The organism is Maridesulfovibrio frigidus DSM 17176 (assembly GCF_000711735.1).
In the GTDB taxonomy this organism is placed as follows: Bacteria; Desulfobacterota; Desulfovibrionia; order Desulfovibrionales; family Desulfovibrionaceae; genus Maridesulfovibrio; species Maridesulfovibrio frigidus.
On sequence record NZ_JONL01000011.1, the window covers coordinates 25,110 to 41,802 of the forward strand.

Here is a 16,693-nt window from a genome sequence, read left to right on the forward strand (position 1 = left end):
ATAAAATTTAGCTACGAGTAGAACCTCTTGCGGGTTCAGCCTGATAAACAATTTCGGTAGTAAGACTTTTCACTGAAGTCTTTAGGAATATGGTAATAAAGGAAGCGCTGAGACACAATATGCCGCAAACCGTAAACGCCATGGAAAAATCTCCAAGATCACCCAAAATTCCGCCCATTGTAGGCCCTACCAGCCCTCCGATGCCAAAGGCTAGATTCACGACAGGATAGTTATCTCCAACTGATTTTGCTCCAAATAGATCCGCTGTGAGCGTAGGGAAAAGAGCAAAGTTTCCACCATAGTTAAACCCTATCAGCGCAGCGCCAAGATAGAGAGTGGTTTCACTTCCGGCAAGTGAAGGAAAAAGTAAAAACCACCCGCCCTGTGTGGCAGCCATCAGCATTACAGATCTTTTCCGGCCCAGCTTGTCGCTGAAAGCTCCCCATGTGACTCTGCCAAGTCCGTTAGCTAAGCTAAAAAAAACGCCCATGGCAGTGCCGGTTATGATGCTTGCAGAAGACCGCGCCATGCCGGAATCCATCAACAGCTCCATAGGGTAAAGTTTCATCAGCCCAATAGCCATTAACCCGGAAGCCGCGCAGCACGAATAAGCTGTAATAATCAAATAAAATTCGCGAGTTCTAAGCATCTGCCTGCGTGTAAAGGTAACCCCTTCGCTAGGTTCTATAACGTCTGGCTCTGTTTCAGGCAATATCATATACCTGCCGCCAAAGGAAATTAATGCAATAATTATTAACCCATAGACTGCAAAAGTATTCGAAAGTCCTATGTTCTCAAGCAAATGTCCCCATGAATCGGCGAGCTTTACCCATCCCATAACGCCGAATCCGAAACCTGCTACAACCACACCTGTAATAAGCCCCTTTCGATCAGGGAACCAGCGCATTGCGACCACAAGCGGAACCATATAGCCAAGTCCGATACCGGTTCCTGCCATTACGCCCAGAAGTAAAAGTATTGGCAAAAATGACGTTGTACCGCTGAGTCCGGCAATAAGATAGCTAGAACTGAGTGTTATCCCGCTAAGAAAGACAAGAGGACGCGGCCCCAGTCTCCTAATCAATGTTCCACCAAATAGCATAGCTATAGAGATGCATATGATAGCAGCGGTAAAGACTAGTTGTGTCTGCGTTTTGGACCAACCGCTCATATGAAGGATAGGAGTAAACACAGACCACGCATACACGCCGCCAAGCGCGAGTTGAACAAATACAGCTCCAACAACTATTTTCCAGCGTGATTCTTTGGTGATGGGAGAACTCATCTCTGCCCTCGTAGTCTGTACTATCGAAATATTTTCAGTGTTGATAAAAAAACGAAATGAGAGTGTCACTTACATTGATTAAAGAGTGCAACCTTTTTTTTAGCGATGGAACAAAATGATTTCACGTCAATAATATAAATTAGGTAAAGCGGGGATTATGAAGATTGTGCGGATAGCAAAAATGAGATTATCTTTAAAAATAAAAAAAGGCGTATTCAATTAAGAATACGCCTTTCTTCCAGCGAGACCAGACACCCGGGATAAACCGTTACCGCTGCTTCCTTTCGGACCTGACGGGGTTCACAGCGCACCCGCCATCTGGCCTCTCTGTAAAGAGAATTCGTCTCAAGGACGAGAGGAATTCCTATTAACTTGAGCTTAAATTGTCAAGCGATATCAGCAAAAAGTGCATATTTTTTAGTTTTTCCTAAAAAAGTGGACCTATCTGTAAATAAAAATCGAATATCCATTCTTGATTCTTAATCATTTGCGATTTAATCTAGAGCATCATTTTCAATTAATTCACATAAAAATTACATTACGGAGACTTATAATGAAAGCCATGCACGTAACTGATGTTGAAGGAATTATTGTTGAGAAAATCCCATACAAGGGCGAAGTTTATGAAGTGAAGGGAGTAACAATCCGTTGGCTGTCGAAGTCTGGTAAAGACGCTAATGGTCAACCGGAATACGGACTACGACATTTCACAGTGGAACCAGGCGGAGAAATTCCAGCTCACAACCACTTCTACTTACAAACTGTGTATATTGAAAAAGGTTCATTCGAATGTTTCAGCTATGATCCTGAAACCGATGAGATTGAGGAAAGTAAAATTTGCGGGCCTGGAGATTTTGTTTACGCAGAAAGCATGGAACCACATGGTATGCGCAACGTAAGCGAAACAGAATCTGCTACATTTTTGTGCTGCATATGTAATGTATATGAATAAATAATTTAGAGCCTGCCGGATGTCCAGCAGGCTCTATTTTTTTGTGTCGGTGATTGATTCAGGTGCCGAGAGTGAATCAATAGATTAGGTCTAATCCAGAAGTGTCATTGAAACTAAGAATCTATTTTAGCAGACTGAAGCCTATACTGAATAATATCATCCACTGTCAGAACAGGCATATCATGCTTGTTTCCGAAGTCGATAATCTCAGAGAGTCTCGACATAGTTCCATCGGGATTAGTGACCTCACATAGTACTCCACAGGGCTTAAGCCCAGCTAGAGTCATAAGGTCTACTGTGGCTTCGGTATGCCCTTCCCTTTCAAGAACTCCGCCAGCTTTTGCACGCAAAGGAAACACATGCCCAGGCTTGTGAAGATCACACGGCTTTGCACCGTCTGCGATAGCGGCTTTTACGGTGGTGACTCTATCCGCAGCAGAAACTCCGGTAGTGACGCCTTCCGCAGCCTCAATAGTAATGGTGAATCCCGTTTGGTAACGGCTTGAATTTTCAGCAACCATCATTGGAAGGTCTAGCTGACTAATTTTTTCTTCAGTCATACACAAACAGACAATGCCGCTACATTCTCTAATGAGCATAGCCATCTGGCTATCCGTCAAATGCTCTGCCGAGAAAATAAGATCACCCTCATTTTCACGATGCTCATTGTCCGTGACAAGAACTCCCCTGCCCTCTTTCAAGGCCAGTAGTCCTTTTTCAACTCTTTCAATGGGATTGCCAAACGTAGATAACGAATTCTGATTCATGGTAATTCTCCGTAATTAGGTACCAGAATCAGGGCGCAAGAAACTGACAGCTGTCTATAGATAAAAGATAGCCACGCCAAACGCAAAAATGCGAATAGCGGGTATTAACTGTCGTATCCTCTTCCATCCGGACTTTAACCGTCGGCTCTGGAATCACACCAGATCTGCTGACCCTTTCTCACGTTGAAAAAGGCGCTCGCGGGCTTTCTTTATTAAAAACAAAGAATCACCGCCGGTGGGGAATTTCACCCCGCCCTGAGAATAAACTGAGCATTTCTACAACAAAAGTTATCACCCAGTCAATCTAATGCACACCAAAGAAGTATATTCTATTGGTCAATGTTTTTTATAAAACGGTGTACATACAATTGAAACTTAAGTATAAAAATAACTCTTAAAGTGCCCTTTGCTGACTTTCTAAACTCTGGGGAGAGAATTCGTGGCGAAACTTAAAACAAAACTCACCATTTTTCAGATTATAGTTCTGACAATCTCGATTACATCATTGTGTTTGATATTTATTTACCAGTTAAATAAGTATGCAAACAACGAAATGACCAAATATCGGGATGTCATGTATGAAGAAAAAATCTCTGAACTCAATGAATTAGTCAATATGGCTGATAAAACAGTCCAGTCATACTATAATAAATCGCAAGATCTAGAGCTCTTGAAACTTAGTAAAGCTAAAACACTTAAGAACACCATTGATTCAATAGCAACGCAACTATCGAGTTTTTATAAAGCGAATTCTAACAGGCTCTCCAAGACTGAATTAGAAGAAGAATTAAAAAAACTGGTCGCCCCCATCCGTTATGATGGAAACAATTATATATGGATAAATGATATGCAGGCCAATATGGTCATGCACCCAATGTCGCCAAATTTGAACGGAAAAGACCTATCAGGCATGAAGGACAGCTCAGGCAAATACCTATTTAAAGAAATGGTCGAAGTATGCCGCAATGATGGTGAAGGGTCTGTTTCATATATTTGGAAAAAACCTGACACGGGTAAGGATACTCAAAAAGTTTCATATGTTAAGCTACTCCCCGAGCTGAACTGGATAATAGGAACAGGCGCATGGGTGGATGACATAACTCAGGAAATGAAGGAAAAAGCTCTTAGCCAGATAGCTGATATGAGAATGAAAGATGGTAACTATTTCTGGGTAAATGATACAGATCTAAAAATGGTTATGCATCCAGCAAGTCCGGCCTTAAATGGTAAGGACATGAGTAATTTCAAAGACACAAAAGGTAATTTTTTATTTCAGGAAATGGCAGACGTAGCGACGAGTAAGGGAGAGGGAACTATTTCATACTGGTGGGGAAAACCTGGTAAAACAGGCGATTTTCCAAAGCTTTCATATGTTAAATTATTCAAACCATGGAACTGGATAATTGGCATGGGCGTTTACACCGACGACATAGATAACGCCCTGCTCGAAAAACAAAAAGAACTGAACACCACAATAAACGGTATGATCAAATTAATCTTGATTGCCGCCATTCTACTCGGCATCACAATAGCAGGAGCCGCAACTTTTTTTGCGAATAAAATCACATCAACAATTGGAGCTGAACCCGAAGAAATATCTGATATCGCAGAGCAGATGTCACACGGTTACCTTAATCTGTCTCCTCTTTGTGCTGAACCACAAGGGGCATATGGTTCCATGGTTCATATGGTTGATAACTTAAAGTCTGTAGTGATGGAAGTACAGCAGGCTACGGAAAACGTGTCTTCAGGCAGCGAAGAGTTGTCTGCCTCAGCAGAAGGGTTATCACAGGGTGCTACGGATCAGGCCTCCTCTGTAGAAGAGCTTAGTTCATCAATTGAAGAAATAAGTGCAAGTATAAAAAATAATGCAGACAACACTCATAAAACAGAACTAATCGCATACTCCGTAGCCGAGAAAACCAAGAAAGGCAGTGAAGGAGTTGAGAGAAATCTGGAAGCAATGACTCATATTTCTGAAAAAATAGGAATTATCGAGGAAATTGCGCGCCAAACCAATCTTCTTGCACTTAATGCTGCAATTGAAGCAGCACGTGCAGGTGAGCACGGCAAAGGATTTGCAGTAGTCGCAGCCGAAGTCAGAAAGTTGGCTGAAAAAAGCCGCTTGTCCGCAACGGAAATTGGGGAAGTCTCAAGCAACAGCCTGATAGTGGCAGAAGAGACTCGTACTACATTAAGTGAACTTGTTCCTGAAATAGAAAAAACAGCCGAATTAATAAAAGAAATTGCTACAACATGTAATGAGCAAAATTCAGGAATAGACCAAATTCAGCAAGCATCAGTCAGGCTTGATCAAGTCATTCAGCATAATGCATCAGCATCAGAAGAAGTAGCTGCGACCTCAGAGGAGCTTTCAAGCCAGGCTCAGCAACTACATGCCGCAATGCTATTCTTTAAAATCGGCAATGGATAATCATTCTACTTCATCCGATGAAAAAGCCTCTGCTTTAGTATGACCTGTATGCCCCCTATCAGGTGGACAGAGTAAAAAAGACCTCTTAGGTTTTAATTACTTTGTCACTTGGTGGGGGCACACCAGATCGGGACTTCTTTTATTCTGTTTCTCGCTAACCTTTAACTTTTTAAAATCTAAACAATTTGGCTTTTTCTTAACTATTTTATGCGCCCCAAAGTACCCTTACCGCCGAAGAGCGGATCCACATACAGATTATCGCCGGGTTTATCGAAATAACCGTCTTTCACCGTTACCACGGGTCCCATTTTCAACAGTTCGCTCACAGTCACAAACTCATACCCTTGCTTCTTTAGTTCCGGCACCAGCTGTGGCACTATTTTGTGTGTCGTTTGCGGCACAGCATTGGCGTGCATCAAGATAATAGCTCCCGGTGTTACCTTTTTCAGGTTCCATGCGACTAACTGATCTATGGTGCGTTTCAGTTCATCCTGTTCGCCTTCTACCGACCATTGAATCATGGGTAGTCCCATAGAGGCCAAAATATTTGCGGTGTGTTCGTTGTTGCGACCATACGGTAAGCGCATCAACCTAAGGGAAGACTGCACCTTATCCATCTCGCGGCTCACGCCTCTTTTTTTCGCACGCATCTGCAATTCCTCGTACAGTAATTCGTACTGAGCCTGAGTCCAGTTTACTTGCTCCCGCACTTCATCCTCGTTCATCAAAGCAAAATTGCCGTGGGTCCAAGCATGGTTGCCCATTTCGAAAAGTGGATCAGCCATAAGCTGCATGGCTTTGTCCGGATGGGTACGCATCCATTTGCCGCCAGCGAAGAAAGTCGCTTTAATATTATGACTTCTCAGATAATTAATGATGTCCTTCTGGTAGCCTGCTATATGAGGGGCGCGTTCGCAGAGATCAAAAGTCAGAGCCATAACCTTACGGCCCCCATCGGGAGTTACCTGCGTAATGACCTGTTGCAACGAAGGCGGAACAGGCGGAAATGTGTGAAGTGGTTCGGTGCGCACAGGAGCACGCAGATCAGGCTCAGGTAAGGTAGCACGGGCCAAATCACTTTCTGAACCTGCCAATTGCTTTTCAAACCACAGGGTATTCAAGAGTGTTTCCGAACCGAAGGAATCGGACGCAGTTACAGTTTTACTGCCGCAACTGCTGAGAAGGAATATGGCGCAGATAAGAATAAGCAATCTAAATCGAAGCAAAAACATGAAGAGGCCTCCGGTCGGACGAGTTCTGTCCTAGTTGATCAGTGAATGTGGTGCCGTCAAGAAAACACATAAACATACCACATAGCAAAACAAATCCCCAATTTACATATATACGAATAACTCTTGCTAAAGAATTTGACACATCTTTACCGCTCTCAAAACATTCTCATTACACAAAAAACTAAAAACCCCCTCACAACTTTCGTTGTAAGGGGCTGTAAAATCGATCCAATAGCCTCCCATTAGTAGCAGTAAGACAATGCCATCAGGACAACAATTTTGAGTGCAATTTATTCAATTGATTAACTACGCTATTAGAAAAAATCCAGAAAAGAGAAGATTGCTTGCACATATCTACTAGACTGAACTCAAGAGTAATTTTATACTGAAAGAGTTGGTGACAAAATAACCTTAAATTCTAAACAACAAATAAATTTTCTTATTTTTTATTTTAAATAAATCAGGATAGTTAAATGAGTAAAAATCAAATTCATCATATTTCATTTATCTGCATTCTACTGATCTGTCTTATAATACTGCCTGCGAGTATTCTCTATGCGCAGAGTGAGAACAACGAAGACCTAACTGTGGAGACCAAAGAATTAGACTCCATAGAAAATACTTCGATGCAGACTGCAACGCTGACCAATTTACTATATTACAAATCTGAACTTCTGAAACAAGCTTCCTTAACTAAAGAAGCAATGAAGAACACGTCCCATCCTGAGGACAAGAAAGCCCTTTTATTAAGATTAAATGACCTGAAAAAACAGCTGAAGAAAGTCACGCAAAACTTCATCAAAGTCGCCACGGGACTTGATACAGCAATATTTAACGAAGAAATACAGCAAAATTTTCAATGGCAAGAAGAAATAGAAACACTGGTCAAGCCGATTTTGTATGAACTGAAGGAAATGACCAAACGTCCCAGACAAGTAGAGCGTTTGAAAAGCAGGGTAGCCTACTTCGAAAGCAAACTTCCCAGAGCAAAGGAAGCTGTAGCAAGTATTGAAGAGCTCATAGCTTCCACAGACTCGCTTCTATTAAAAGCTGAACTTGATAACCTTAAAATTGACTTTCTAAAAAAACGAACCAACATCAGCAATCAACTGGATGTTGCTCATTTTGAACTAAATGAGCTGCAGAAAGAAAAAACATCTTTATTTGAATCAACAAAAAAAGTTATGGCTGTTTTCTTTAAAAGCCGTGGCAAAAATATCCTCATCGCCCTTCTCGCCTTTGCAGGAGTATTTCTATTTTTCCGAATTATAGATCGTGGCTTCAGAAAAATTCATCCCGCATTTAAAGCAAAGCAAAGGCCCTTTTATATCCGTATTTTCGAAATTGTACTATTGTTTATAAGTGTTTTGGCAGCGACCCTAGCTTCCCTTTTCACTCTCTATACATCAGGCGACTGGTTTCTGCTCAGCATCGCACTCATTTTTCTCCTAGGAGCACTTTGGACCGCCCGCGCAGGATTTACCAGATACTACGAACAGGTTAAACTCATACTTAACCTTGGAGCAGTTCGCGAAAATGAACGTATCGTACACAATGGAGTTCCATGGAAAGTGGATAGACTTCAAATTTATGCCAAGCTCAGAAACCCTGTCTTAAGTCCTAGCACTATCAGATTGCCCATTAGAGAACTGGAAAATCTGATTTCACGGCCCATCGGCAACAATGAACCATGGTTCCCATGCCGCAAAAATGATTGGGTAATACTCTCTGACGGCGTACGTGGTAAAGTCATAAGCCAGTCTCCAGACATGGTCGAACTGCTCCAGCGCGGAGGAGCTTACGTGACATATCAAACTCCGGTTTTTCTGGGGCTGAATCCCCTAAACATTTCGCGTAACTTCCGGATCAAATCTGTTTTCGGCATCGACTACGCGCATCAGGCCAAATCGACTACATCCATTCTTGAGCAAGCAAAGAACTTTATATCGACCAAGCTTGAAGAGGACGGCTACAGCAAACACGTTCTCAACTTAAAGGTTGAGTTCGAATCCGCTGGAGCATCATCACTCAACCTTGTGATAATAGCAGACTTCCATAGCGACATAGCAGAGCTATACGGACGGTTAACTAGGGCACTGCAACGGTACAGCGTAGATGCTTGCAATCACTTTGAGTGGAATATTCCTTTTGCTCAGCTTGTTGTCCATAAAGCGAAATAAGTAGAAATCATCAAACACGAAAAAGCCCCTTACAACATTTGTTGTAAGGGGCTAAAATTATTTGTAGCCAAGTCTATAATGGCTCGGCAAAAAGCCGGCAGATCGTCCGGTTTACGGGATGAAACTTGATTACGGTCAACAACAACGTCCTTATCAACCCACGTTGCTCCGGCATTGATAAGATCATCTTTGATTCCAGGGGTTGATGTGCAAGTAAAACCTTTCATAATTCCGGCTGAAATAGGGATCCATCCGGCATGACAGATGTGCGCAACAACTTTCCCAGCATTGTGTATATTACGTGTAAGTTCCAGAACTTTAAGATCACGCCTGAGTTTATCCGGAGCAAAACCGCCCGCAATTACAAGTAAGTCAAAATCCTCCGCCTGTAGATCTGCAATGGCAGCTGTGGAGCGAAAAGGATAACCATTTTTTCCTTTATAAACGGTTCCAGCTTCAGGTCCGGCCACCTCGACCTCTGCCCCTTCTTCGATCAGACGATAGTAAGGGTACAAAAGTTCCATATCCTCAAAAACATTCTCCACAAACATCAAGACACGCATACCTTTCATTTTCATCAAAAACTCCGATTCGTCTAATTTATAGTTAACTTGATTGAAAACAAGGAATAATAATTACGATAATTATAAATTCAGTAGACTTTTATTTATCATAAAAAGATAAGCAGTCACAAGTTTGTCTGAAACAAAATATTGAATTTTATTTGTAGTTTTAAAAATTTAATGAACGCAAAAAAGCCCCTCACAACTTTTGTTGTAAGGAGCTATATAACCAAACTGGCGGAGAGGAGAGGATTCAACCTCTGTCCCGTCTCAGAACAGGTTGATACTAAAAAGACCTATTCTATGAAAACTAAAGAAAAGTTGCCGATTATACTTTACCCAGTGAGTTAGACGTGGCTTGGATAACAGACCCATTTGTGTTGTAAGTAGGAGCAGCTTTAGTCGCAACAAGCTCGCCCGCAAGGGAAGGATCAGCCATGACCTGCCGTTCCATCTTTGCTTTTTTGATGTTCTTAATATCGTTCGCGTTCGATTCGGCACCGCTTTTCTGCTGCTCGGCCACCTTCTGCTCAGCGCTTTGCTGCTTGGGAATTACCATCGGTTGACTGGCTCCACTGATTTCCATGCAATCCTCCTTGGATCTATTTTTTGTTCTTGTAACCTTTTATCGGTACATGCCCTGAAAATCTTTAGGAAGTGGCACAATTATTCGAATGAACCGCAATCGGACGCAAAAAAGCCCCTCACAACTTTCGTTGTAAGGGGCTGTATAACCAAACTGGCGGAGAGGAGAGGATTCGAACCTCCGTTAGCGTTAACTAAACACGCTTTCCAGGCGTGCTCCTTAAGCCGTACTCGGACACCTCTCCGCTTGGTGAAAAAGGATTTAACTAAATCGGATAGACTTAGCAAGCACTATTTCACTTTTTCTCTAATTATTTTGAATAACATTAAAAAAAGTACCTATTTAGGCAATATTAAGCTCCCACGAAACTCATCTAAGGATTTTGCGTTCACTCTTGCTAAAACTTTCGGCAACTCTTCAACTATCTTAAAAGCAGTATCAGGCCGTAAAAAATTAGCAGTTCCGATCTGAACAGCAGTTGCGCCCACCAATAGGAATTCTGCGGCGTCTTCGGCTGTTGCGATTCCGCCAAGACCCATTACTGGAATCTTGACCGCGTTCACAGCCTGATAGACACAGCGCAGTGCTACGGGCTTAACAGCAGGACCGGACAGTCCGCCAATAACGTTTGCCAGGCGCGGAGTGCGTCGTTCAATATCTACAGCCATACCTGAGAGCGTGTTAATCAGTGATATACCGTCTGCTCCGCCATCTTCGGCAGCTCTAGCGCAGGTGGCAATATCAGTCACGTTAGGAGAGAGCTTTATGATTACGGGCTTATTGCCCGCGTTTTTCTTAACGGCTTCTGCTACCTTCGTGATCTGTCTCGGGTCCTGACCGAAAGCGATACCGCCCTCTTTTACATTAGGACACGATACATTCACTTCAAGAGCGGCAACCCCTTCTTCTCCGGCAAGAACAGCGGCTAGCTCACCGAACTCTGCTGCATCTGTTGCGTAGAGATTCACAAGCACAGGTAGCGTTTTCCACGGAAGCTTTGGTAGTTTTTTAGTTAAAAAATCTTCCACCCCGGGATTCTGAATACCAATGGCATTGAGCATTCCGCACGGAGTTTCAGCAATTCTCGGCATAGGATTGCCTTCTCTAGGTTTGAGAGAAAGCCCTTTCACTATGATGCCACCTAGTGATTCAAGATCACCGAATCTTTTAAATTCCAGCCCAGAACCGAAAGTACCTGAAGCTGTTAAGATAGGATTTTTTAACTTCAGCCCGGCAAAATCAACTGACATATCCATATCTAACCCTCCAGATCGATTGCAGTTGCTTTAAAAACAGGACCGCTTGTACAAACTTGAGTGAAATGCCCTTCGCTATCTTTACATACACAACCAAGACATGCCCCAACTCCGCAGGCCATGCGGTTTTCTAAAGAAAGTTCCGCATCTACGCCGTACTTAAGTGCAGCTCTTTGAATTGTGCGTAAGAAAGGAGTCGGTCCGCAGGCCACAACTAGCCCGTTTTTCTCACCATATTCTTTAACAAGAGCTTCAACCCTTGCAATAATGGTATGAATATCTTCGGGCTTATTTTCTTGGATATCTTCCACTTCTACCTTATCTGACAGTGCCTTATAAGGATAATTTTCAAGTGGAGGCCTATGCGCAAAAAACAACTTTAAATTTTCAGGTTGTTGATGGGAGTCGACATAACCGCAAAAGGGCGCTATGCCCATCCCTCCAGCGAGCATCAGTACAGGGCGATCTTTCGGTTTACTGAAAAATGAACCGAGCGGTCCCCATATATTAACTGAATCGCCTTTGGAAAGTTCCATTAAACGCTTCGTACCTCGTCCTACTACTTGAAAAAGAATAGTCAGAGTGGTGTCGTCTGCGCTACTAATGGAAAAAGGACGTCCCCAAATAAGGTCAAGCGGCCACGATACGGGTCTGATCATAACGAACTGGCCTACGCGCCAGCCTGATTCCCAGCCCGGATATTCGAGCTTGAGTTCGACGATTTCCTCACCCGGTGAGGAGTGTCCGAGGGGCGTAATGTCAACGACTTTAACAGCCCTGCAATTGTTTGCACTCATGATTTAATCCTATAGATTTTTGCTACCCGCAGTATGCGGCAAAGCGTGATAAACTATGACTAAGCATAAACCAGAAATTCTTGCCCCGGCGGGCGATAAATCCTCTTTCCTAGCGGCAATAGCTGCGGGAGCGGATGCCATTTACGCCGGCCTTAAACATTTTTCCGCTCGCATGGAAGCTCATAACTTTTCAACAACAGAGCTTGCGGCCCTTGCGCAGCTTGCACGGGATCATGGCATAAAAACCTACATCCCTATGAACACATTAGTAAAGCCTGACGATATCGAATCCGCAGCCCGTCTGCTAGATAGAGTCGCCCAAACGGTTAAACCCGATGGGATTATCGTTCAGGACCTCGCAATGGTTCAGATTGCTAGACAGGTCGGTTACGAAGGTGAAATTCACCTTTCAACCCTTGCCAACGTCAGCAGCCCTTCCGGACTTAAAATTGCCGCAGAAATGGGCATTGACCGCGTTGTTGTTCCTCGCGAACTCAATCTTGACGAAATAAAACAGATGGCAGAAGCCTGCCCTGAATCAATCAGTCTCGAAATGTTCGTACACGGCGCTCTTTGCTACAGCGTATCCGGCCGATGCTACTGGAGTTCCTACTTCGGCGGCAAAAGTAGCCTTCGCGGACGTTGTGTGCAACCCTGCCGTAGGCTTTATGGAACCTCTTCACGTAAAGATCAACCAAAACGTTTGTTCTCATGTCTCGACCTAAGTCTCGATGTGCTTACCAAACCTATGATCACGCTTCCCGAAGTATCTTCGTGGAAAATCGAAGGTCGTAAAAAAGGTCCTCACTACGTATACTATACTGTCACAGGCTACCGTATGCTCCGTGACAACCCGAATGACGCTCAAATCCGCAAAAATGCAACTCAGTTGCTAGAACTTGCGCTGAGCAGACCGTCATCTCACTCAAACTTTTTGCCGCAGCGCCCATTTGTTCCGCTCGATCCGACTAACGAAACCGGCTCCGGTTTCCTGATCGGTATCACCAAGCAGGAAAAAAATGGTAAGTCATACTTTGAATGTCGCCAAGAACTTTTGCAAGGAGACTTCCTGCGTATCGGATATCAGGATCAAGCTGGTCATCAGACCATGAAGATCCGTAAATTCGTTCCTAAACGCGGAAAAGTTACAATCCAAGCTCAGGGCAACGGTCGTTTAAAATCCGGGACTAGAGTTTTCCTCATCGACCGCCGTGAAGAAGGACTGGTTAACGCTCTTAAGAAGCTTGAAGCCGCCCTTTCTAGAATCAAGGTTGCTGAAAAAACATCCAGCTCTGTAAAAATCGATTTGCCGCATCCGTTCAACGTGACAGACCGCGTTAAATTAATGAGCTTACAACGCAATCCTCCTCGCGGAAGAAATAAATATGGCACAGGCATCTGGCTTTCAGCCAACGCGCTGGACCGTACTCCGAAACCACTTGTGTCAAAGATCTGGTGGTACCTTCCACCTGTAATCTGGCCTAATGAAGAAGCAGAGTTTAAACAGATTCTTGCATACTGTCTTGCCCACGGCGCGACAGACTTCGTTTTAGGATCACCTTGGCAGAAAGGGTTGTTCCCCGACGATGACAAGCTTAATTTCCACGCTGGGCCATTCTGTAATGTCGCCAATCCGCTTGCGCTGATGGAACTTTACGAGATGGGCTTTAAGTCCGCATTTGTCAGCCCTGAGCTTTCAAAAGCAGACTTCCTTGCTCTCCCTCAACATAGTCCTCTACCGCTTGGAATTATCACTTCCGGCCTCTGGCCGCTTGCTATTTCAAGGATCGTTGCTGATGAAACAGAACTCATGGCTCCAATCTACAGCCAGAAAAAAGAAGTCTGCTGGGTTCGTAAATACAACCAGAACTACTGGGTTTACCCAGGCTGGGAACTCGAACTTAAAGAAGTAACCAAAAAGCTCGAAAGCGCTGGTTACTCTATGTTCCTACAGATCACAGAAACATGGCCTAAAGCTGTGCCAACCCCGAATAGAACCAGTACCTTCAACTGGGATCTAAGCTTAATGTAAGAAATTACATTACCTAAAAAGCAAAAATCCCGATGCGAATATTATATTCTCGTCGGGATTTTTTTTATTTAATCCACTTAAAAAGTGCGTCCGTCCCAACCTAACATCGAACGTTCAAGATCGCGAAATTCAATAAATACTCTAGTGCCTGAGATTGATAATTTCTCATACATAAAAGCGCAAAATTTTTCTGATAATATTGCAGTGTTATCTTTGTTAAGCAGAATACTGCCGATAGTCACAAACACAGCCGGTTCATTCTTCCCGGAAAGTACCATGCTCAAATTCTGATGCAACATTACGGTCACATATACTTCCGGCTTACCGATTGCCGCCGAGGCAAACTTTGAAAGCCCCGCCACAAAACCTTCCGCCTTATCAGAATCTATTTCTATATTTGTCTCAACCCGTATGAAAGGCATATTCCCACCTCCTTCTTATGAGTGGGTTTCGTTGATAAGTTTTCGAAGAAATTTTGCAGCCTCAGGACCTTTTAATGATCTTGCCCAAAGCTCATTGACCATTTTTTCATGAAGAGACAAAGCTTCAGGTGCTGATGTTATCATCGCTACACCCAAACGAACATTAGGAAACTCGCCAAGCCTGAAGGGACTGACTGCAACACTAGCTCGCCCCGGTTGACGGAAAATCTGAAAGCTTGTGCTTGGAATAGAATCCACCAAAATACCAATCTGAATGCCGATTGGCTGTTTATCTAACATATCAAGAACATTTTCAATTTCTCTGCGCGCAACTTGTTTACGTTCCTGAATAACATCGGCAGGCAAATCATATGCTCCGATAAAGCCATTGCGCAAAAATCTTTCAAGCTCAGTTGCCGAGACTAGACTAACAATGCTCGGCTTACGTTCCCGATAAGCTTTTTTACGTTCTTTCAAAATTGATAAAATCTCATCAATCATATGATCAGCCTGATCCATATCCGGCAAACCTGCGGGTAGCCCCTCGCGCAAAACCACCGCTAAAAATTCGTCAAACTCATCTGTGGTTAATAGATATGAGACTGGTCCGAACATCACAAAAAGGTGCTCGGCAACAGATTCAGCCTGTCGCATTCTTTCGAAAAAACTTACGGCGGAAGCAACGTATTCTACACCTACCCCCATTAGCGAGGTAAGCGACACGCCCAAAAGTTCAGCAATACTTTCAAGGGTTTCAAGCTTAGGAGGGTCTCCCTTTTCATAACGGTAAAGAGCCGCACGCGAGATGCCGATCTTAGCAGCAATATCTTCCGCGCTGTATTCACTTCCAAGCCTAAAAGCCTTAAGCCGCTGGCCTATTTCTTTGGAACAAAGTTCACCCATCAAAAGTCTCCGCTACACTATATTAATATAATAATAAAACCTCAAATATTCAAAAACCGTTTATGCCATCTTTGTTAATTATAATTACTCAAATTCTCATTTTTGTGAACAGTTTTTTTAATTGTGTTAAAAATGAGAATTTTCTTGACAATAAACACACTAGTAATCCAAATTAAACCAATCAAATCATAGCTGCTATAATAAGGAGGCTTCTGAATGAAATTTTCTGCTCGTATTGTTACTACACTTTTGGCTGTCTGTATGGTTTTCGGCGGAGTTATCTCTGCTGGAGCTGCTGAGTTCGAAGCTCGCATTGGTCATCTTGAATCCGCGCTTCAGCCCCGACATCAGGGACTTGAAAAAATTGCCAAGCTCGTAAAAGAGCGCACTGGCGGAGCTGTTGAATTCAAACTTTTCCCTTCCTCACAGCTGGGCAATCAGCGTCAGATGAACGAAAGCGTACAGTTCGGTACTATTGAAGGTACTGTTTCTCCTGCTGCTTTCCTTGGTGGATTCAACCCTGCTGTATCCATCATGGATATCCCTTTCCTGCTTCCTGCTGACCGCGTTAAAGCACAGGAAATTCGTCAGGGTAAATTTGGTAAAGAACTCCTCAAAAGCTTCGATGCTAGAGGATTCACTGCCATCGCAACATGGCCTAATGGACGTAAAAACTTCACTTCTAACAAACCTCTCGGTTCAGTTGAAGCTTACAAAGGACAGCGTTTCCGCGTAATGGATTCCAAAATCCTCATCGAGCAGTTTGCTGCAATCGGTGCTTCCGCTATCGCTCTTCCTTTCGGTGAACTTTACACAGCTCTCCAGAACGGAGTTGTTGACGGTGAAGAAAATCCTCTTGATACCATCCAGCGCATGAAATTTTACGAAGTTCAGAAGTACCTTGTTCTTTCCGAGCACGGCGCAATGGAAGACTTTGTACTCTTCAACCCTTCATGGTGGGACAGCCTTCCTGCTAAGTACCAGAAAGTAATCGTTGCGGCTTTCCTTGAAGTTATGCCCGGCGTTGAAGCTCACAAAGAGCAGGCTCAGAAAGACGCTCTTGCTATTATCGAAAAAGCAGGCGTGAATGTTAGCCCTCTTTCCGGTGCAGACCGCGCAACAATGCGTGAACTTATGTACCCTAAAACCATCGCAGCTTACCTTGAACGTGCAGGCAACGAAGGTGAAAAACTCGTAAAGCTTTACGAAGCGGAATACAAACGCATCGTAAAATAATTACTGTATATTCAGGCGGGAAAGGGATCCCCCTTTCCCGCCTATTTT

The 16,693-nt window shown here is 43.5% G+C and carries 14 protein-coding genes, 1 tRNA gene, 1 other RNA gene and 1 riboswitch; of the genes, 5 read left to right on the forward strand and 11 right to left on the reverse strand.

The window, feature by feature from the left end; all coding sequences use genetic code 11:
* Positions 1–7 precede the first annotated feature (7 nt).
* Complete coding sequence (locus BR06_RS0117675; protein WP_031485437.1) at positions 8–1,285, reverse strand: OFA family MFS transporter; 1,278 nt, start codon at positions 1,283–1,285, stop codon at positions 8–10.
* 233 nt (positions 1,286–1,518) lie between these two features.
* Positions 1,519–1,616: signal recognition particle sRNA small type (ffs, locus tag BR06_RS20215), an RNA gene on the reverse strand.
* A gap of 222 nt (positions 1,617–1,838) precedes the next feature.
* Between ffs and BR06_RS0117680 the strand changes: the two genes are divergently transcribed.
* Positions 1,839–2,237, forward strand: a complete 399-nt coding sequence (locus tag BR06_RS0117680; RefSeq protein ID WP_031485438.1) for a cupin domain-containing protein — start codon at positions 1,839–1,841, stop codon at positions 2,235–2,237.
* A 113-nt stretch (positions 2,238–2,350) separates the two neighbouring features.
* On the opposite strand, the gene ribB is transcribed toward BR06_RS0117680, so the two are convergent.
* Positions 2,351–3,004 (reverse strand): 3,4-dihydroxy-2-butanone-4-phosphate synthase, encoded by a 654-nt coding sequence (gene ribB, locus BR06_RS0117685; protein ID WP_031485439.1) that lies wholly within the window; start codon positions 3,002–3,004, stop codon positions 2,351–2,353.
* A 111-nt stretch (positions 3,005–3,115) separates the two neighbouring features.
* Positions 3,116–3,271: riboswitch (FMN riboswitch) on the reverse strand.
* A gap of 172 nt (positions 3,272–3,443) precedes the next feature.
* Between ribB and BR06_RS0117690 the strand changes: the two genes are divergently transcribed.
* A complete protein-coding gene (locus BR06_RS0117690; protein WP_051677183.1) occupies positions 3,444–5,438 on the forward strand; it encodes a methyl-accepting chemotaxis protein in 1,995 nt (664 codons plus the stop codon).
* A gap of 200 nt (positions 5,439–5,638) precedes the next feature.
* Here the strand turns inward: BR06_RS0117690 and BR06_RS0117695 are convergent, their stop codons facing one another.
* Entirely contained in the window at positions 5,639–6,670 is a 1,032-nt protein-coding gene (locus BR06_RS0117695) for a polysaccharide deacetylase family protein (protein ID WP_051677184.1), read from the reverse strand.
* A gap of 473 nt (positions 6,671–7,143) precedes the next feature.
* Here BR06_RS0117695 and BR06_RS0117700 point away from each other — a divergent pair, with 473 nt between their 5' ends.
* Positions 7,144–8,850: a YoaK family protein gene (locus tag BR06_RS0117700; RefSeq protein WP_031485444.1), complete on the forward strand. Its 1,707-nt coding sequence runs from the start codon at positions 7,144–7,146 to the stop codon at positions 8,848–8,850.
* A 29-nt stretch (positions 8,851–8,879) separates the two neighbouring features.
* Here the strand turns inward: BR06_RS0117700 and BR06_RS0117705 are convergent, their stop codons facing one another.
* From BR06_RS0117705 to BR06_RS0117725, 5 genes are all read right to left on the reverse strand, one after another.
* Entirely contained in the window at positions 8,880–9,428 is a 549-nt protein-coding gene (locus BR06_RS0117705; RefSeq protein ID WP_031485445.1) for a type 1 glutamine amidotransferase domain-containing protein, read from the reverse strand.
* A 313-nt stretch (positions 9,429–9,741) separates the two neighbouring features.
* Entirely contained in the window at positions 9,742–9,972 is a 231-nt protein-coding gene (locus tag BR06_RS0117710; RefSeq protein ID WP_084154256.1) for a hypothetical protein, read from the reverse strand.
* Positions 9,973–10,153: 181 nt separating this feature from the next.
* Positions 10,154–10,243 (reverse strand) — tRNA-Ser (locus BR06_RS0117715).
* A 94-nt stretch (positions 10,244–10,337) separates the two neighbouring features.
* Positions 10,338–11,255, reverse strand: a complete 918-nt coding sequence (locus tag BR06_RS0117720) for a dihydroorotate dehydrogenase (RefSeq protein ID WP_031485449.1) — start codon at positions 11,253–11,255, stop codon at positions 10,338–10,340.
* A 2-nt stretch (positions 11,256–11,257) separates the two neighbouring features.
* Positions 11,258–12,052 carry an iron-sulfur cluster-binding protein gene (locus BR06_RS0117725; protein ID WP_031485451.1) on the reverse strand — a complete coding sequence of 265 codons (795 nt, stop codon included), beginning with the start codon at positions 12,050–12,052 and terminating at the stop codon, positions 11,258–11,260.
* A gap of 55 nt (positions 12,053–12,107) precedes the next feature.
* Here BR06_RS0117725 and BR06_RS0117730 point away from each other — a divergent pair, with 55 nt between their 5' ends.
* Entirely contained in the window at positions 12,108–14,084 is a 1,977-nt protein-coding gene (locus BR06_RS0117730) for a peptidase U32 family protein (RefSeq protein WP_031485453.1), read from the forward strand.
* 77 nt (positions 14,085–14,161) lie between these two features.
* Here BR06_RS0117730 and BR06_RS0117735 read toward each other — a convergent pair whose 3' ends face one another.
* Positions 14,162–14,506, reverse strand: a complete 345-nt coding sequence (locus tag BR06_RS0117735) for a phenylpyruvate tautomerase MIF-related protein (protein WP_031485455.1) — start codon at positions 14,504–14,506, stop codon at positions 14,162–14,164.
* A gap of 15 nt (positions 14,507–14,521) precedes the next feature.
* A complete protein-coding gene (locus tag BR06_RS0117740) occupies positions 14,522–15,409 on the reverse strand; it encodes a helix-turn-helix domain-containing protein (RefSeq protein WP_031485457.1) in 888 nt (295 codons plus the stop codon).
* Between the two features lie 216 nt (positions 15,410–15,625).
* Between BR06_RS0117740 and BR06_RS0117745 the strand changes: the two genes are divergently transcribed.
* Positions 15,626–16,645, forward strand: a complete 1,020-nt coding sequence (locus BR06_RS0117745; RefSeq protein WP_031485458.1) for a TRAP transporter substrate-binding protein — start codon at positions 15,626–15,628, stop codon at positions 16,643–16,645.
* The last annotated feature ends 48 nt before the right edge of the window (positions 16,646–16,693 follow it).

Coding starts and splice junctions, on each gene's coding strand:
- BR06_RS0117675 (WP_031485437.1), bottom strand. CDS start 1,285: ATGAGTTCTCCCATCACCAAAGAATCACGCTGGAAAATAGTTGTTGGA.
- BR06_RS0117680 (WP_031485438.1), top strand. CDS start 1,839: ATGAAAGCCATGCACGTAACTGATGTTGAAGGAATTATTGTTGAGAAA.
- ribB (WP_031485439.1), bottom strand. CDS start 3,004: ATGAATCAGAATTCGTTATCTACGTTTGGCAATCCCATTGAAAGAGTT.
- BR06_RS0117695 (WP_051677184.1), bottom strand. CDS start 6,670: ATGTTTTTGCTTCGATTTAGATTGCTTATTCTTATCTGCGCCATATTC.
- BR06_RS0117700 (WP_031485444.1), top strand. CDS start 7,144: ATGAGTAAAAATCAAATTCATCATATTTCATTTATCTGCATTCTACTG.
- BR06_RS0117705 (WP_031485445.1), bottom strand. CDS start 9,428: ATGAAAATGAAAGGTATGCGTGTCTTGATGTTTGTGGAGAATGTTTTT.
- BR06_RS0117710 (WP_084154256.1), bottom strand. CDS start 9,972: ATGGTAATTCCCAAGCAGCAAAGCGCTGAGCAGAAGGTGGCCGAGCAG.
- BR06_RS0117720 (WP_031485449.1), bottom strand. CDS start 11,255: ATGGATATGTCAGTTGATTTTGCCGGGCTGAAGTTAAAAAATCCTATC.
- BR06_RS0117725 (WP_031485451.1), bottom strand. CDS start 12,052: ATGAGTGCAAACAATTGCAGGGCTGTTAAAGTCGTTGACATTACGCCC.
- BR06_RS0117730 (WP_031485453.1), top strand. CDS start 12,108: ATGACTAAGCATAAACCAGAAATTCTTGCCCCGGCGGGCGATAAATCC.
- BR06_RS0117735 (WP_031485455.1), bottom strand. CDS start 14,506: ATGCCTTTCATACGGGTTGAGACAAATATAGAAATAGATTCTGATAAG.
- BR06_RS0117740 (WP_031485457.1), bottom strand. CDS start 15,409: ATGGGTGAACTTTGTTCCAAAGAAATAGGCCAGCGGCTTAAGGCTTTT.
- BR06_RS0117745 (WP_031485458.1), top strand. CDS start 15,626: ATGAAATTTTCTGCTCGTATTGTTACTACACTTTTGGCTGTCTGTATG.